Origin of the sequence: Cellulosilyticum sp. ST5 (genome assembly GCF_046529625.1) — a bacterium.
In the GTDB taxonomy this organism is placed as follows: Bacteria; Bacillota; Clostridia; order Lachnospirales; family Cellulosilyticaceae; genus Cellulosilyticum; species Cellulosilyticum lentocellum.
Map to the genome: position 1 here is coordinate 591,775 of NZ_CP132338.1, position 14,985 is coordinate 606,759.

The window sequence follows — 14,985 nt, forward strand, 5'->3', positions numbered from 1 at the left end:
AGGAGCAGGGAAAACCACATCACTCAGAAATTGGAGTGCGGTGAAAAAGTGAGACACCTATGATATGATGATATCATCATATGGAGGAGATACGAATGTATAACAAGTATTCAGAAGAAATGAAAGAAGAAACTGCAATCTATATTTTAGAATCAGGCAAATCTATTACAGCTGCATCTAAAGAACTAGGGATTAATGTTAATACGGCTTATAGATGGATTAATAAATATAAAAATAAGCATGGGATCATTAGTAATGAAAATAAGCCAGCTTCATCTGACGAAATGCAGAATAAAATCAAAGATTTAGAGAAGCAGCTTAAAACTAGAGATAGGGAGCTTGCTTATCATAAGAAACAATTAGAAAATGAGCAGGAAAAGGTAGAAATATTAAAAAAATCCCTGCGCATCTTTATGGAACCCCACGCATGAAATATGAAGCTATATCAAAGCTTATAAAAGAATTTTCGGTGGTAAAGATGTGTAGAGCTCTAGGGGTTAAACCACAGAATTATTATAGGTGGATTCAGCAAGAAAGGAAGAATAAAGAGAAACATGTAAAAGAACTATCAATAATAAATAGGGTTGAAGAGATTTTTAATGACAGTGATCAGACCTATGGATACAGGGCAATAAAGAAGGAAATTGAAGAAAAAGGCATTTATTTAAGTGAGTATAAAATCCGAAAAATAATGAGAGCGAATGGTTTTTATCCTCAAACATCTAAGAAATATAAACCTATCCATAATGGAAAAACAGATGGAAAATACTATGACAATAGGCTTAAACAGAAATTCAAGACGAACAAGCCTAACCAAGCCTGGGCAGGAGACATTACATATATTAGAACAAGCATAGGATGGGTTTATTTAGCTGTAGTCATTGACTTATTTAACAGAGAAGTTATAGGATATGGGGTAAGCAAAAAGATTAATGGGGAGCTGGTAAAGCAGGCACTGGCTAATGCAATAGCAAGGAGAGGAACGGAGAAGGACTTAATTTTTCATAGTGATAGGGGCTGCCAGTATGCTAGTAAGACTTATCAACAAATGCTTAAGGATAATGGAATAAGTGGAAGCATGAGTAGGCCAGGGTGCCCGTATGATAATGCATGTTCAGAGAGTTTCTTTGCAACACTTAAAAAGGAAAGAATCTATAGGAAAAGTTATGTTGGATTGGAAGATTTTAAGCGTGATATGTTTAGATACATAGAAATATTTTATAACAGAAAACGTCGTCATTCTTATTTGGGATATGTCAGTCCAGTAAAATATCTAATGAGATATGAGGCGGTTAATATTGCTTAAATAGTAAGAATATACTAAAATTATATTTATGTTATAGGTGTATCAAAAAAGCACCGCAGTCCAAAATATAAATAATGTAAAAAATGCTGCACAAAAATTTTTAGGATTTATGAAAAGTGGCGATAGGGCATGTGTAGTAACTTTTTCTGATAGGGGAAATTTGGTTTGTAGTATGAAAAATGCAAGTAATGCTAAAGAAATGGCAGAATTAAGTAAATCTATTGATAAACTTAGTCCTTCTGGTGGAACCAATACAGATGCTGGGTTAGATGTAGCTATAAATCATTTAAATAGCAATAGTACTTCCAACAAGAGAATAATTATATTATTATGTGACGGAGATGTGAGAGATACTACTGATGAATATATAAGATGCAATAAAAGTACACCTTCTATACAATGTTTTACAGTAAATGTAGGAGGACAACGGAGTAATGAACCATTAGAGGTGTTAGCTTCAAAAACGGGAGGAAAATATTACTTTGCTCAAAATTCAACAGCTATTATTGATTCATTTTATAAGATTCAAAGTGACACATTAGAAGATATTGATTTAACTGATATGGATAATGATGGGGTACCTGATACATTTGAAATTGTTGGAATGAGATTAGCGAATGGAAACATAATAACATCGAATCCATTTGTGCCATGTTCTGATAATGATGGCTGGAATGATGGTCAAGAAATAGGGAAATACAAAGTTAAAGAAGTTGAAGAAAAGATGGGAGATAAGACTACAAAATACTATTCTTTTATTTTTAATCCAAAGGCTGATCCTAGAAAAGAAGATACTGATGGAGATGGTATTATAGATAATAAAGATCCATATCCACTCGTGCCGCAATTAACATTAGAAAAAATGTATGCTAATAGAAAAATAAAAAGTAATTCTAAAAATGCAGTGAATATTGAAATAGAGGATAATACAGTAATATTTAATATTAATATTAAATGTGTAAATTCAATGGGGTTAGAAAATACACCAGAATTCAGAAAGTATGCCGGGCTTGTTGTAAGTGGAATAGAAAAATATTGGGAGGCAGATAATCTTAGTGGTTCTATCTATGATTTTGAAGATGGGATAGAAAATATCAAAAGCGAAGTAAGAATAAACGATTTTACTAATGTTGATGTTAAAAACAAGCAATATATAGCAGTGCAACTTGATTTAACCACAAAAGAATTTAATGAAATAGATGCAAGAGAACCTGTCTGCATACCCAGTTATGATGATTGGATGCCATCAAGTTCTTGTGGAATACAACTTTTTAAAAAGCCATTATATAAAGATGTTAATACTGGAGAGATAGACGCATATACACTTACAGATGCTGAGTATGAAATAGTTGTAGCACATGAATTTGGCCATGCTTTTGGGCTGGCTGACTTTGTGTATGTTATATCAGAAAATGAAATAATGCAGCCTAAAATAAGTATTGAGATTCCTGAGTATAGTATTATGCGTTTAAGAGCAAGTAGACTTAATGATTTTGTTAATAACAATACACAAGTGTGGGCAAATGACCTTGAAATGATTTTGGAAGCTTTTTATACTGAAGATAAAATGAAATATGAAGGAGGTTATAATGGCTATTTGATTGATGCTTCAGTAGTTGTAAAATTTGATAAGGAGCCGGTTATATTAAACAAGTAAAGTGTGGTGTTGAGATATGAGCAAGAGGGGGATAGTTTTTATTATTACTATAGTAGGTTTTATTAGCATACTTACATTAACAGTGTTTTACAATAGTCAAAAACCACAACTTGGCGAACTTGGCTATCCATCAAAAGAAGAGATGATACGATTTTATAAAAAAAACAAGGATTCTTTAGAATATATACAACAAACAACTTCCGTTATTGATAATTCATTTGTAATAAGATCTAACAATGATAGTGGTTGGAATTATGAGGGTAAAGACAAAGAAGACTATTCTAAAAGTGAAGAGCAGAAATTATATGACAAAAATTTCAAAGAAGGGTCTAAATTGTTAAAAATAAGTAAAAAACTATTTAATTCAAAGTGGATATCAATAATAACCAAACGTACTATTTGGGATAATGAAGGGAATAATACCTATCAGATAAGATTTTATAACACCTATACAACCAAAACAAAAGAAGAATATCAAGTAGGTATAATATACTTTGAAGAAATAATTGAAAAAAGAATGAAAACATTTCAGTTAGGGCAAATTTACAAAGATAATCATATTGAAGGTAATTGGTATTATTTTTGCCAATATAAACCTACTACCAAAGAGACTTGGAGACCCTAAGAAAGTTTTAATGAAACTGTATGATAAGAAAATAGTCTATGCTTTTTTATGTATCAGCTCAATTAATTTTTGTGGAATACTGTACGAGTATCAATGTTTAAAATTAGGGGTAATACCAATTAAGGTACTATCCCCATTTTTTATAAAATAAATATTAAATTGTTACATTCATAGTTTGCATAATTGGCTCCCTTAAAACTGAGTAAGAGGCTATAAAGGCAAATAATAAAATAATTATTACCACCACAAACAAAATTTTCACAAATCGCTTAGTACGTTTTTCATCCCTTTCAGCAAACCTCTTAATAGTAAAAAATGGGCTAAATGATAATAATAACACTACCTGAAAACTACTCCATATATTTTTAACAGTAACCATTTCTTTAGACTTATAACCATTATCGTAACGTAATAAGCGCAGTTTCCCTTTTCCAAAGTCTTTAAGGCCATGTAACCGCAGAATAAAGTTAGCAGTAAGAAAACCCATAGCAATAGCACCCAATATAAACATTGCGAGTCCGTAAAAAATTTCTTCTAGTCGTACAGCTAAATCATATCCGAAGGTGTCAACCAAAAAAGTTGAATACATGTACATAAAATGATTAATCATTTAAATTATCTCCTTTATTGTATAGCTCTTGTGCCGCTTCCTTAAAGTCGCTTATATAGGCTTCTAGTTCCTCGGGTGTGAGGTTGCTCTTTGAGGTGATTTTAGTAAATAAACGCCTAAGGGCAGGTATGTCCATTATTTTTTCAATAGCATCATCAGTCATTCTGCCATAATATCCAAAAAGTTCATTTTTATCCACACCATACAGTTCTGCCAGAGCCACAAGCACACTATCTGAGGCAGGGCGCTTGCCATTTTCAATCTGACTTATATAGCTCCCTGAAACTCCTATAGCTCGCCCTACAGCAAAGATCGATTGGCCTGTTGTTTTTCGAAGCTCCCTTAAGCGTGCGCCTGCTTTTACATATTTTTCATATTCATTCATTTTAAGCACCTCACTTATTGATAGTATTAGCATAGAGACCTATTTATATGTATATTGGTAATGATTTCATAGAGCAATATGTAAAGCATAATGGTATATTTTAATTAAGGAAAAAATAAAGCAAGTTGTTAACATGTAATTTGGTGAATTGGAAAGGAGACAGGCCCAATGTATAAAGGGTATAAAGTAACAAAAAAGTTATTAAGATATATGGAGTATGCAAAGAGCAGGTATGAAAAAATAAGGGAAGATAGAGAAGTAGAGTTGTGGGATATATTGGCTGAGTATGAGTTTATTATGAGACAACCAAAGTGTATACAAATGTTTTTATACGATATAATTAGTGACCAGTTTACTCATTATGGAGAGTATTCGGTAGTGAGAGCTGTAAATGGTGAGTTGTATGTGAGGAAGTTGAATAGTTGTAAAGCATAAATACGAAAAAAATGATATACTAAGTATAGATATTTGGTATTTTTTACAAGTGTTAATATGGGAAAAGATTTAAAAGGTAAAGAATTAGGTAGAGGTATTACACAGAGAAAAGATGGAACCTATCATGCGAGGTATTTTGATAGATTCGGGAAGAGAAAAAGCCTTTATGCTACTAACTTGAAAGAAGTAAGAGAAGCTTTACAAGAGGCAAAATATGAAGATAAGAATAAGTTGAATGTAATAGACACAAACATTATGTTAGATGAATGGTTCGAAAAATGGCTTAATGTATATAAATATGGAATAATTCGCAGTAATACAAGGCGAATATATGAAACAACTTACTACAAGCATATTAGTCCTATATTAGGAGGAGTAAAAATTTCAGAGATTACTCATTTACAGATTACAGGGCTAATCAATACAATTAAGAAGAATGGATATGGCTATGAAATCCAGCATAAGTCTAAGGTCATTTTATTGGATTTATTTAATAAAGCGATGATAGATGATCTAGTCGTTAAAAATCCCGTAAAGGGAGTGAAAATATATAAGCCGAAGAGAATAATCAGAGTGCTAAGCGAAGACGAGCAGAAAATTTTTTTTGAATGTGCAGCAGGTACTTTTTATTACAATCTTTTTGCTGTATTGATTTATACAGGATTAAGACAAGGCGAAATTGCTGCTCTTACATGGGAAGATATTGAACTTAAGAGTAAGCAGATCATCGTTAATAAAACTTTATCCTATCAGGAAATTGAAAAAGGAAAAGGAAAGAACTTTTATTTAGGGGAGCCTAAAACTATAACTAGTAATCGTAAAATACCTATTAATGATCAATGCATGGAAGTATTGATAAAGCAAAAGAGACAGAGGGATGTGGTCATGAGTAAATCATATGCTAAACCTCATGAACAATATAAGGACCTCTTATTTACAACTAAATACGGGACACCATTAAATTCACAATTATGCAGCGATGCAATACGAGCAATTATTGATGAAATTAATTTGATGAGAGATGAAGTGGATAAATTTGAAACTTTTTCAGCTCATACCTTTAGACATACATTTGCAACAAGATGTTTTGAGAGTAATATTAAACCTAAAATTATACAAAAATACTTAGGACACGCTACATTAGCTATGACCATGGATTTATATACTCATGTTTTAGAAGAACATCAGTTAGATGAAATAGAAAAGCTAAAATTGGATATAAATAATGGCGTATTTAGTATGGATGGCGTAAAAATGGAGTAAATAATAAATTTATTTGGAGTAAATAAGTTTATAAATATTGTAAAATCAACATTTTTAGATTAATCTCAAATAAGTTCAGCTAAATCACTATGTATATCAAGTAACACCATTTAATTTAGATGAAATGTAATTGAATGGTTGAAGCTCACGGCATTAAGCCAATTAAGATGTTATGAAAAATGCATTTAAAATAAAGAAAAAATGGTGTAAATGGTGTATAAACAGAAGCTATTTACCTCAGTAAATTAAGATCTAAGATGAAATGTCTTAGGTCTATTTTTTTGCCATTTTTCTTCCTTAATACCCTATTCACCAATTTGTTATAAAGGCCTCATAACTTCAGATTTGCCGCATAAAGGCCTTAAAAAGACCTCATTCCACGTACAAAATTTACTAATTTAAAAGCAGAAATGAGTAGGTATCACAAAGTGAAACTAAGACACAAAGGAAAGTTGTTAAATGAGGTAGTAAAAGCTAATACGAGGTAAATTTAAGTCATTAACACTCCCAATTAGAGCTTCTTAACTAAGAAGGGAAATAGATTTTGTTGAACATATAAAATAATCAGAATATAATAAAGTTAAAAAGCGGTTATATGTATAAAAGCATTAGTGCATTAAAAACAAAGAATATAGAAACAAGAGTAAGATAATATTACACAACCTATACTTGTAGAGCTAAAACTTTATACAACAGAAATATTTCACTTGAGAAACGCAAATTTTACTTATCATATGCTTGGCAGAAACTATGGAATAGAAAAGTAAAAGAACAATCTTATTGTGAGAAGTATTGGAGCAAGTGAAAGATACTTACGATTGAACACCTTCAAGGACATCATTTTAAGTCGTTTAAGGATTATCCAGAGCTGAGGCTTGATGAAGATAATGTGCCCGTGCTTTGTAGGGTGTGCAACTTGCAGGTTGAAGATAGTAGTGTAAAGGGGTGATAGTGGTTTATTGCGAACGGACTAATTGTAGTAGGCCTAATCTTAAGGTTTATATAATTAATAACAATGAATAATAACTTTTAAACCTCTTATAATTTGCAGGAGGGAGATAAGAGCTAAAAAGATGGGTAATGGTTTTCTTAAAGAAAAGAGGAATATATATGGATGAAGTAGGGCGTGTAATAGGGTATGACAACTCACTTGTTTGGGATTTATTATTACAAGGAATTAGTACAGTTATTCTATTAGTGTTAGTTGTTTTTATTATTAGGTTGTGCCTATTAGGAATTAAGGCCTTGAAGATATATATTAAAAAGAATAGCTAGTACATCATTTATTACTTGCAGGTGAGAGATGGTATCAGGATGGATTGGTAATATAGGCGTTTAACTTAATTGTTAAGATAGCACTTGGTAGAATAACTAGATAATTTATTTGATAAAGATTATTTATATAATGGGGTGAATTTGCATGATTAAAATTTCAAGAAAGAATACATATTCTGATAGCCTAAGAAAATAAAAAATATTTATCGATGATGCTTACTACGGTGATATTAATGCTAATGAAACAAGAGAATATAATACCCTTATTAATTAGACTAAAATAAAAACTTATGCTAAAGACCGCGAGCCCTCAACAAGAGACATAAAATGCCTAAAATGAAAATTTTTACATGTAATAGAATTAGATAAATTAGAATTTTGGAGGTCTTAGATATGAACCTGGCATTTAAAAAAATAAGTGAATTTGATAGAGGAATACTGTACAAATTGTTATTAGACGGCTATTCATTTGATGATAGGTATAGAAAATGCTTTGAACAAGATTGGATAGAATTTGATAATTTTTTCTTCGATAATTTAAATATTGCTGATAAATACGGTTTTATAACGGTATTAGAGGATACACCAATTGGACATATTTCATGGGACCCAAGGAACATGCCAGAGTATGTGGAAATTGGTCATAACTGCATTGCATCTAAATATAAAGGTAGAGGATATGGGAAGAGACAACTTAGTGAGGCTATTGATAGAATTATGAAATATGAAAATCTCCAAAAAATAATTGTGGGAACAAATAGTAATTTAATCGCACCTCACAATTATGAAAGTGTAGGATTTCAGCTCGTTCAAAGGAGAGATAATAATGGTGATTCTGCATTTTCAGGAGATTATCTTGAATATGAAATAACTTTGTAGTGAAATGTAAATTCCAGTTTATTATACTATTAATGAGTATATAATATTGGTCAAGAAGGTCATAATCATGGCTCATTTAACAAGAGATACAAAATGCATAAAATAAACAAATTTTATATGTAAGAGAATTAGATAAATTTAAATTGATAGAGGAGGTTATTCATATGAATGTTTTACTTACCTCATGTGGTTTAGAAACAAAAGTTATTGAAGAAGCATTTATGAATATGTTAAATAGAGAGATATCTGATGTTAAAGCAATGTTTATTCCGACAGCAGCTATTTCTCCAGATGCTATAGAAGTGTTACCAAAGTGTCTGAATGATTTACTCAAGTGCGGTATTAGGCGTGAAAATATATGCGTTTATGATTTGCATGAATATATAAAGGAAGATACTTTAGAAACATATGACATAATATATTTATGTGGTGGAAATCCGGAGTATTTATTAAAACGAATTAGGGAACAAGGTTTCAACATGAAAATAGAATCATTTATTAATAAAGGGGGCGTGGTAGTTGGAGTAAGTGCAGGAAGCATTATATTTGCCAACAATATGACAAATAATTTAGGGTTGTTACAATGTAGTTTAGATGTACATTGCAGTGATGATATTTGTGAAAAAGCAGGACACTATAAAAAAGATAGAGAAGAGCGAATAAGATTAGGAAATATGCAAGCGATTGTATTTGAAAATGAAGATATTGTCATTATCGAATGATCTATAAATGCTAATTTATTATACTATTAATGAGTACATAAAAGAATGGAAAGAAGATGATATCATAGCTTGTCCACCAAAGAGCATACCAACAAGAATAGGATATATGAGTAAAAATGAAATAGATACAAGAATTGAATATGAAGCAAGAATAAGGGGTGAGTCTGATAGAATCAGGCCTCCTTCTTTTTTATCTAAAGAGGCAAAGAGGTTATTTAAAGGAATGGTATACTATCTTATACCGTCAGGTAGTTTAAAGGAGAAATGCTATGAATAAAAAATATAAAGTTATTTTGTTTATAAATTATATATTAATATAGTGGTGCAAATTATATGACGCTTAGAGAAAGACAATGTAATTATAAAATATTTGGTGCATGTGATAGAAACGGCATGAATAGTGCTCGATTACCATTAATGGAAGAATTACCTGAAAATAATACTACAAGAAATTTTAGAATCATTTTTCTAAAAGGATATTTATAGGTTATTTAATGTGAGAGGATTAGAGTGATAATATCTTTAAGGGTAACTTTCGGAGTAGTCTTGTTCTTTGTTTAAAATTCTATTCATGAGATAATTATTGTACTAAATAAAAATAAAGATTTTATATTGAAAAAAGTGTATACTTAAATAAAAAGAGCTATGTTTCGGAGGTAAGTTAATGATGTTTTCGCCATTTGATAATGCAATGTTTACTATTGCTCCTATATTTATATTTTTAGTCTTCGTATTAGTATTTGGAACTATTATCTTTGCTTTAATAAGTTCCGCTAAACAATGGAAAAAGAATAACGATTCCCCTGTGCTTTCTGTGGATGCAGTGGTTGTAGCAAAGCGTACTAATCTTAGCCATCATCATCATGACAATAGGCATAATTCATCGTCGACCACATATTATATTACTTTTGAGGTTGATAGTGGTGACCGTATGGAATTAAAGGTACAGGGGACAGAATATGGTATGCTTATTGAACAAGACAAAGGAAAACTTACTTTTCAAGGAACATGTTATCTAGGATTTAAACGAATTCAATAATGATATGGAATCATAAGATTGAGCAACCTTAGAATTGGTCTTATTTTTATGTAAGATTATAATTAGTATTATTAGAGATAGTTGTTAGTAGGAAAGAAGCTATGAAGAGTGAATTGTAAAAATACAGAGTAAGTTAGTTTATATGTAAAGATGACTTGTTTATATTAGTCAAGGAGGATTAAAATAAAGAAGATTAATTATTTACGAAAAATAGGCTAATACGATTAAAGGAGGATGATAAAAATGAAGTACTTTATTGTTGAAGGTATAATAAAAAATGCAGAACTAATGAATGACAATATCATGAAAGAACACATGGCATATTCTAAAAAAGCAATGGATGAAGGCCTCATATTAATGTCTGGGCTTAAAGATGATATGAGTGGTGGACTATTTATTATGAAATCAGAATCTCTTGAAAAGGTAGAAGCTTATCTAACATCTGAGCCACTTAAGCTTGCTAATATACAAGATTACCGTGTTATAGAGTTTGCGCCACATTATTTTAATCAATCACCTAGTGAATAGTTTAATAGTTAATTTGCTAAATAGCAAAAGTGAATCCTTTTAGTAATACGAGAAATGTTAAAGTCTAGGGCTAAATAGTTCTAGACTTTTTTATTTGATTGAAGGTAGACCTGGTTTTTTTATTATAGTATAATTAATTCTGAATATACAAAAAATAACAAGGGAGATATATTCCATTAATTAAATGTCCCATGTGCGACAGAGATATTTCACCTAATGCAGTAGCATGTTCTCATTGTGGTGAACCTATGAAAAAAGAGGAAGTAGTTAGAAAGCCTGTTGGATATAAAGTGGTTTTAGAGGGATTTAAGAGAAAAAATAAAAAGGATTCTTATACATTAAGAAACTATTAGATACATTAAGAATTAGAATAGCTGTTAAGGAGGGTAATTAGAAATGAGTGATAGAAAGTACTATATTGATAATTTGCGTTGGTTATGGATTGTTTTTTTGATTCCATTTCATGCAGCGATGGCATGGAATGGTTGGGAAGGAAATTATATCTGGTTATATGAAAATAAGGTATTATCATCACTTGTTATTTTTATAGCCCCATGGTATATGCCGCTATTGTTTGTACTAGCTGGAATGAGTACGAGATATGCTATGAAAAATAGAAGCTATGGACAATTCGCGATAGAAAGAGTTAAAAAACTACTAATTCCATTAATTACAGGTGGATTTACAGTGGTGGCGCTAATGACATATATGTCAGACAAGTATCACAATAATTATTCGGGAAGTTTTTTTGAGCATTATGAAGTTTTTTTTACAAAAGTTACAGATTTAACCGGATATGACGGAAGTTTAACCCCTGGACATTTGTGGTTTTTACTTTTTCTATTTATTATTTCAATGATTTCATTACTACTGATTGCATTGCAGAGAAAGATATTACCTAAGCTTTCTTTTGCTAAAATTAAGACGGCTTATTTACCAATCTTAATGTTTTTTCCGTTGATCATGACACCAATTTTAGATTTTGGAGGTAAAAGCATTGGAGGAAATTTGGCTCTATTTTTAATAGGCTATTATGTTCTGTCAGAGGAAGATGTTCTAGAGAGAATGACTAAATATAGATATTTGTATTTGGCTATTATGCTTGTGTTTGATGTGATTTTGACTTATACATTTGTATGGAAAGAAAATCAAATAGGGATTATAGAAACAATCTGTAATGCGTGTGCTACATGGTTTGGCATTTTGGGTTTTTTAGGACTTGCTAGGTGCAGTTTTAATCAGAATAATGTAATTACAAGGTATATGACATCTAGATCTTTTATGATTTATATATTTCACTTTGGGTGGTTAGTAGTATTTCAATATTATTTATGTAAGGTTACTAAATCTGTTATGATTCTATATTTCGTATCGGTAGTAGGAACATTAGTGATGACTCTACTTACCTGTGAGGTTATTAAAAGAATACCAGGAATAAGATTTCTTTTTGGTGAAAAAGAAAAAATGTTTCATGTATAAAAGGTATTTAGATAACTTTATTAATATATGCTAGGGCAGGCCATGTTTATTAACAGGGCTAATAATTGCGATAATACATTAATGGATGGAGGTACAAAGGAGGAAGTTAATGAGGCACATAAAATATATACCAAATATAATGTTATCCTTTTTGATAGCATTTGGATGTGTGGGATGCTCTGGTGCAGAAATTTCACAGAGCGAACAGAACAATTTATTAGAGCAGAATGAGGAATTGAAAGCTCAACTTGATAAGTATCTAGATAAGTATAATACTACTTTAGAGCAGTATAATCAGTTATTAGTTGAGAATGCAACATTAAAAGAAGCTCTTGATGAGTATCAAGAAGCAACCATTCCAACTAAAGTTGTGGGAGGATTTAGTGCTACGGTACGTGATGTTATGCCTGATTATTGTCTTGATTTTACTACTCCTCAGGTGGCTATTGTAACTTGTTTTCAAGATGGTCCATTTACTATTTTTGTAGGGGAAGAACGTGCTAAAGGGTTGACTATTGGAGAAACTTATTATTTTGAATTTAAAGAAACAGAAATAAGGCGACTAACGGAAAAGGAATTTAATAATGGTTGGGCAGATCCGAAAAAAGTTATAGAGCAGTATGGTGTGCCCATTGAAACGATACGATTAGCAAAAGAAGATGAGCTGGGTTTAGAATCTCTTAAGGTACGTTTTGAGATTTCAAGATAATGATAAAGTAATTAGCTTTGGGGCATATCATGAAGTAACTAGTTATGAAAAATTATTGTTGAGGCAAGAGGCTATATGAAGTGTGATAAAACTAACTGCTAAAAAAGTAGAGTGAAATTTGACTATAAGAGTTTTGAAATAGATAGCATAAGTTTCTGGAAATCTTGTAATGCTTATCTACTAGAAAAATAGATAATAACGAAATATGTAAGGGAGAAGTAAAATGGAGCATAGAAAGAGGAGCAAGATATATAAGATAAATGGCATATTAGGCTATGCATTTTTGGGAATTGGAATAATGGAGTTAATACTCATTATTTTTCAAGGGAAGAATTATTGGGAGGATGTCTGTGTGTTTTTTACGGCTTCGGGAATTAGTTTATTAGGGAGACAGGAAATAAATTTTAAGGGGGCTAGATGGCTTATTGCTATATTGTTTGTAATACTAGTGGTATTAGTTACAAATAAGATTTTTATGTAATGTTAAGATGCACATATATTATATTGGAGAATAAAAGGTAATTAAATAAAGTTATGTGCTACTTTTAAGAGAAGTAATAAGTGCATAGAATGCATTAAAGTCATACGGAACTAGTATATAAAAAGTTATAAGAGAAAGAAGGGTATTTACTTAATCTTACTGGGACTAAAGTATCGATCTAGCATATAAAGTTATAGTGGAATGCGGATAATATAGAACAAATGCTTACTATATTAGAGAAAATGATTATTAGGGCTATAGAATTATCAAGATGATAGTATTTGTAGCTGATATATGATGGAATGGTAGTGAGTTAAGCAATAGACTATAAATGAGATTAAATAGAAAGTTATTAGACAATATAAAGGAGGTAAGTTATCATGAAACGGACAGACCAATTAGCAAGATGTATTGTTGCAATATTTATAGTAAGTGCGATATTAAATATCTTTTATATACTAAAAGTATTACCACGGTGGGCATCACAAGTAGGTTTTGTTATAGTGATCCTAGGAGTCATTCTTGTTAATATTAAGGGTATGAATAAAAAGGATAGGTATAAAGAATATAAGAATAGTTTATATAGTTGGTTTGGCATTGGTAGTGTTATATTTTGGTTTCTAACCTATGTACTTACTATTTTGGGAGAATAAGAACATGATTGGATTTTGGAATAGAAAAGAAGTTTATGTAGGGCATTCTATGAACAAGTTTAGCAATATTCGTAGTATACTTGTAGCGAATAATATTAGTTATACATATAAAACTATTAATCATAATAATTCAGAATTTCCAGGCAGGGGAAGAGGAGTTAAGGGTAGTTTCGGTGAAAGAAGCGAATTTAGCTACATGTACTATATTTATGTCCATAGGAATGATTATGAGCATGCCTATGAATTAATTCAAGGAAACTAACCTGTGCTAAGATTAGTGATTAGGTCATTCTAGGTATTCAGAATATATACATAACATAATAGAGCTATAATTAAAAAATGTTAGTTAAATGAGAGCGAAATATGAGTAAATGAGTTAAAAGGTAATGAGGAGGAAAATAGGATGATGAGAAACCCAGAACAAACAATAGGTAATTTAATTGATAAGCAAGGAGTGGCTTTTATTAGTTCAGTAGATGAGGAAGGCTTTCCAAATACAAAAGCTATGTTACCACCTCGGAGAAGAGAAGGTATTAAGGTGTTTTACTTTTCTACCAATACCTCATCTATGCGTGTCCAACAATATAAAAGTAATCCTAAAGCCTGTCTTTATTTCTGTGATAAGCGTTTCTTTAGAGGGGTGATGTTAAAAGGGACAGTGGAGGTGCTAGAAGATAAAGAAAGTAAAGAAATGATATGGCAAGAAGGAGATACCATGTACTATTCCAAGGGAGTGGCAGACCCAGATCATTGTGTGCTCCGTATAACTATACATAGTGGTAGGTTTTATAGTCAATTTAAATCTGAGGATTTTAATGTTTAAGTTCTTAGGAAAGAATATATTAAAATGTTTTCTTGAGCTGATTAATCAAGTTAAATATTTATATATTTATAAGATGACTGAGGGTAAAACAAGAGATAATAGGAAGTAAAGTGACT

At 31.0% G+C, this 14,985-nt stretch carries 22 protein-coding genes and 1 pseudogene; 21 read left to right on the forward strand and 2 right to left on the reverse strand.

Annotated elements, in window-relative coordinates:
* Positions 1 to 95: 95 nt before the first annotated feature.
* From QTL86_RS02880 to QTL86_RS02895, 4 genes are read left to right on the forward strand one after another with little or no spacing between them, the layout of a single operon-like run.
* The gene (locus tag QTL86_RS02880) at positions 96 to 431 is read left to right on the forward strand and encodes a transposase (RefSeq protein ID WP_190283380.1); all 336 of its coding nucleotides are present in this window, start codon (positions 96 to 98) and stop codon (positions 429 to 431) included.
* Positions 428 to 1,306: an IS3 family transposase gene (locus QTL86_RS02885; RefSeq protein WP_127067269.1), complete on the forward strand. Its 879-nt coding sequence runs from the start codon at positions 428 to 430 to the stop codon at positions 1,304 to 1,306. Before QTL86_RS02880 ends, QTL86_RS02885 begins: the two co-directional genes overlap by 4 nt.
* A 37-nt stretch (positions 1,307 to 1,343) precedes the next feature.
* On the forward strand, positions 1,344 to 2,963 hold the full coding sequence (locus QTL86_RS02890) for a VWA domain-containing protein (RefSeq protein ID WP_410496421.1): 1,620 nt from the start codon (positions 1,344 to 1,346) through the stop codon (positions 2,961 to 2,963).
* A gap of 16 nt (positions 2,964 to 2,979) precedes the next feature.
* Positions 2,980 to 3,588 (forward strand): hypothetical protein, encoded by a 609-nt coding sequence (locus QTL86_RS02895; protein ID WP_127067267.1) that lies wholly within the window; start codon positions 2,980 to 2,982, stop codon positions 3,586 to 3,588.
* Positions 3,589 to 3,742: 154 nt separating this feature from the next.
* Here the strand turns inward: QTL86_RS02895 and QTL86_RS02900 are convergent, their stop codons facing one another.
* Both QTL86_RS02900 and QTL86_RS02905 read right to left on the reverse strand, forming a co-directional pair.
* On the reverse strand, positions 3,743 to 4,198 hold the full coding sequence (locus QTL86_RS02900) for a hypothetical protein (RefSeq protein ID WP_127067266.1): 456 nt from the start codon (positions 4,196 to 4,198) through the stop codon (positions 3,743 to 3,745).
* Positions 4,191 to 4,583 (reverse strand): helix-turn-helix domain-containing protein, encoded by a 393-nt coding sequence (locus QTL86_RS02905; RefSeq protein ID WP_190283379.1) that lies wholly within the window; start codon positions 4,581 to 4,583, stop codon positions 4,191 to 4,193. The genes QTL86_RS02900 and QTL86_RS02905 overlap by 8 nt, the downstream gene beginning before the upstream one ends.
* Positions 4,584 to 4,751: 168 nt before the next feature.
* On the opposite strand from QTL86_RS02905, the gene QTL86_RS02910 reads away from it, so the two are divergent.
* The 17 genes and pseudogenes from QTL86_RS02910 to QTL86_RS02990 all read left to right on the forward strand — a co-directional run bounded on the left by QTL86_RS02910 (position 4,752) and on the right by QTL86_RS02990 (position 14,869).
* Positions 4,752 to 5,018: a hypothetical protein gene (locus tag QTL86_RS02910; protein ID WP_127067264.1), complete on the forward strand. Its 267-nt coding sequence runs from the start codon at positions 4,752 to 4,754 to the stop codon at positions 5,016 to 5,018.
* A gap of 57 nt (positions 5,019 to 5,075) precedes the next feature.
* The gene (locus tag QTL86_RS02915) at positions 5,076 to 6,281 is read left to right on the forward strand and encodes a tyrosine-type recombinase/integrase (RefSeq protein ID WP_410496422.1); all 1,206 of its coding nucleotides are present in this window, start codon (positions 5,076 to 5,078) and stop codon (positions 6,279 to 6,281) included.
* Between the two features lie 817 nt (positions 6,282 to 7,098).
* A complete protein-coding gene (locus QTL86_RS02920) occupies positions 7,099 to 7,230 on the forward strand; it encodes an HNH endonuclease (RefSeq protein ID WP_410497285.1) in 132 nt (43 codons plus the stop codon).
* 161 nt (positions 7,231 to 7,391) lie between these two features.
* Entirely contained in the window at positions 7,392 to 7,556 is a 165-nt protein-coding gene (locus tag QTL86_RS02925; RefSeq protein WP_013657858.1) for a hypothetical protein, read from the forward strand.
* A 393-nt stretch (positions 7,557 to 7,949) separates the two neighbouring features.
* Positions 7,950 to 8,435, forward strand: coding sequence for a GNAT family N-acetyltransferase (locus QTL86_RS02930; protein WP_127067261.1), 486 nt, complete (start codon positions 7,950 to 7,952; stop codon positions 8,433 to 8,435).
* Positions 8,436 to 8,599: 164 nt separating this feature from the next.
* Entirely contained in the window at positions 8,600 to 9,157 is a 558-nt protein-coding gene (locus QTL86_RS02935) for a Type 1 glutamine amidotransferase-like domain-containing protein (protein ID WP_127067260.1), read from the forward strand.
* Positions 9,158 to 9,164: 7 nt separating this feature from the next.
* Positions 9,165 to 9,434 carry a hypothetical protein gene (locus QTL86_RS02940; protein ID WP_410496423.1) on the forward strand — a complete coding sequence of 90 codons (270 nt, stop codon included), beginning with the start codon at positions 9,165 to 9,167 and terminating at the stop codon, positions 9,432 to 9,434.
* A 53-nt stretch (positions 9,435 to 9,487) separates the two neighbouring features.
* Positions 9,488 to 9,643 (forward strand): annotated as a pseudogene (locus QTL86_RS02945) (hypothetical protein); the annotation flags it as partial.
* 178 nt (positions 9,644 to 9,821) lie between these two features.
* Entirely contained in the window at positions 9,822 to 10,196 is a 375-nt protein-coding gene (locus QTL86_RS02950; protein WP_410496424.1) for a DUF2500 domain-containing protein, read from the forward strand.
* Positions 10,197 to 10,439: 243 nt separating this feature from the next.
* Entirely contained in the window at positions 10,440 to 10,724 is a 285-nt protein-coding gene (locus QTL86_RS02955) for a YciI family protein (protein ID WP_410496425.1), read from the forward strand.
* A gap of 191 nt (positions 10,725 to 10,915) precedes the next feature.
* Positions 10,916 to 11,077: a hypothetical protein gene (locus QTL86_RS02960; RefSeq protein WP_410496426.1), complete on the forward strand. Its 162-nt coding sequence runs from the start codon at positions 10,916 to 10,918 to the stop codon at positions 11,075 to 11,077.
* A 43-nt stretch (positions 11,078 to 11,120) separates the two neighbouring features.
* A complete protein-coding gene (locus QTL86_RS02965; protein ID WP_410496427.1) occupies positions 11,121 to 12,203 on the forward strand; it encodes an acyltransferase family protein in 1,083 nt (360 codons plus the stop codon).
* Between the two features lie 109 nt (positions 12,204 to 12,312).
* Positions 12,313 to 12,912, forward strand: coding sequence for a hypothetical protein (locus tag QTL86_RS02970; protein WP_410496428.1), 600 nt, complete (start codon positions 12,313 to 12,315; stop codon positions 12,910 to 12,912).
* Positions 12,913 to 13,135: 223 nt separating this feature from the next.
* The gene (locus QTL86_RS02975; RefSeq protein ID WP_410496429.1) at positions 13,136 to 13,393 is read left to right on the forward strand and encodes a hypothetical protein; all 258 of its coding nucleotides are present in this window, start codon (positions 13,136 to 13,138) and stop codon (positions 13,391 to 13,393) included.
* A gap of 380 nt (positions 13,394 to 13,773) precedes the next feature.
* A complete protein-coding gene (locus QTL86_RS02980; RefSeq protein WP_410496430.1) occupies positions 13,774 to 14,046 on the forward strand; it encodes a hypothetical protein in 273 nt (90 codons plus the stop codon).
* Positions 14,047 to 14,050: 4 nt separating this feature from the next.
* Positions 14,051 to 14,308: a hypothetical protein gene (locus tag QTL86_RS02985; protein WP_410496431.1), complete on the forward strand. Its 258-nt coding sequence runs from the start codon at positions 14,051 to 14,053 to the stop codon at positions 14,306 to 14,308.
* A 144-nt stretch (positions 14,309 to 14,452) separates the two neighbouring features.
* Positions 14,453 to 14,869, forward strand: coding sequence for a pyridoxamine 5'-phosphate oxidase family protein (locus QTL86_RS02990; protein WP_410497286.1), 417 nt, complete (start codon positions 14,453 to 14,455; stop codon positions 14,867 to 14,869).
* The last annotated feature ends 116 nt before the right edge of the window (positions 14,870 to 14,985 follow it).

Coding starts and splice junctions, on each gene's coding strand:
- QTL86_RS02950 (WP_410496424.1), top strand. CDS start 9,822: ATGATGTTTTCGCCATTTGATAATGCAATGTTTACTATTGCTCCTATA.
- QTL86_RS02980 (WP_410496430.1), top strand. CDS start 13,774: ATGAAACGGACAGACCAATTAGCAAGATGTATTGTTGCAATATTTATA.
- QTL86_RS02965 (WP_410496427.1), top strand. CDS start 11,121: ATGAGTGATAGAAAGTACTATATTGATAATTTGCGTTGGTTATGGATT.
- QTL86_RS02880 (WP_190283380.1), top strand. CDS start 96: ATGTATAACAAGTATTCAGAAGAAATGAAAGAAGAAACTGCAATCTAT.
- QTL86_RS02970 (WP_410496428.1), top strand. CDS start 12,313: ATGAGGCACATAAAATATATACCAAATATAATGTTATCCTTTTTGATA.
- QTL86_RS02975 (WP_410496429.1), top strand. CDS start 13,136: ATGGAGCATAGAAAGAGGAGCAAGATATATAAGATAAATGGCATATTA.
- QTL86_RS02935 (WP_127067260.1), top strand. CDS start 8,600: ATGAATGTTTTACTTACCTCATGTGGTTTAGAAACAAAAGTTATTGAA.
- QTL86_RS02990 (WP_410497286.1), top strand. CDS start 14,453: ATGAGAAACCCAGAACAAACAATAGGTAATTTAATTGATAAGCAAGGA.
- QTL86_RS02960 (WP_410496426.1), top strand. CDS start 10,916: ATGTGCGACAGAGATATTTCACCTAATGCAGTAGCATGTTCTCATTGT.
- QTL86_RS02930 (WP_127067261.1), top strand. CDS start 7,950: ATGAACCTGGCATTTAAAAAAATAAGTGAATTTGATAGAGGAATACTG.
- QTL86_RS02915 (WP_410496422.1), top strand. CDS start 5,076: ATGGGAAAAGATTTAAAAGGTAAAGAATTAGGTAGAGGTATTACACAG.
- QTL86_RS02985 (WP_410496431.1), top strand. CDS start 14,051: ATGATTGGATTTTGGAATAGAAAAGAAGTTTATGTAGGGCATTCTATG.
- QTL86_RS02940 (WP_410496423.1), top strand. CDS start 9,165: ATGCTAATTTATTATACTATTAATGAGTACATAAAAGAATGGAAAGAA.
- QTL86_RS02885 (WP_127067269.1), top strand. CDS start 428: ATGAAATATGAAGCTATATCAAAGCTTATAAAAGAATTTTCGGTGGTA.
- QTL86_RS02905 (WP_190283379.1), bottom strand. CDS start 4,583: ATGAATGAATATGAAAAATATGTAAAAGCAGGCGCACGCTTAAGGGAG.
- QTL86_RS02955 (WP_410496425.1), top strand. CDS start 10,440: ATGAAGTACTTTATTGTTGAAGGTATAATAAAAAATGCAGAACTAATG.
- QTL86_RS02900 (WP_127067266.1), bottom strand. CDS start 4,198: ATGATTAATCATTTTATGTACATGTATTCAACTTTTTTGGTTGACACC.
- QTL86_RS02910 (WP_127067264.1), top strand. CDS start 4,752: ATGTATAAAGGGTATAAAGTAACAAAAAAGTTATTAAGATATATGGAG.
- QTL86_RS02895 (WP_127067267.1), top strand. CDS start 2,980: ATGAGCAAGAGGGGGATAGTTTTTATTATTACTATAGTAGGTTTTATT.
- QTL86_RS02925 (WP_013657858.1), top strand. CDS start 7,392: ATGGATGAAGTAGGGCGTGTAATAGGGTATGACAACTCACTTGTTTGG.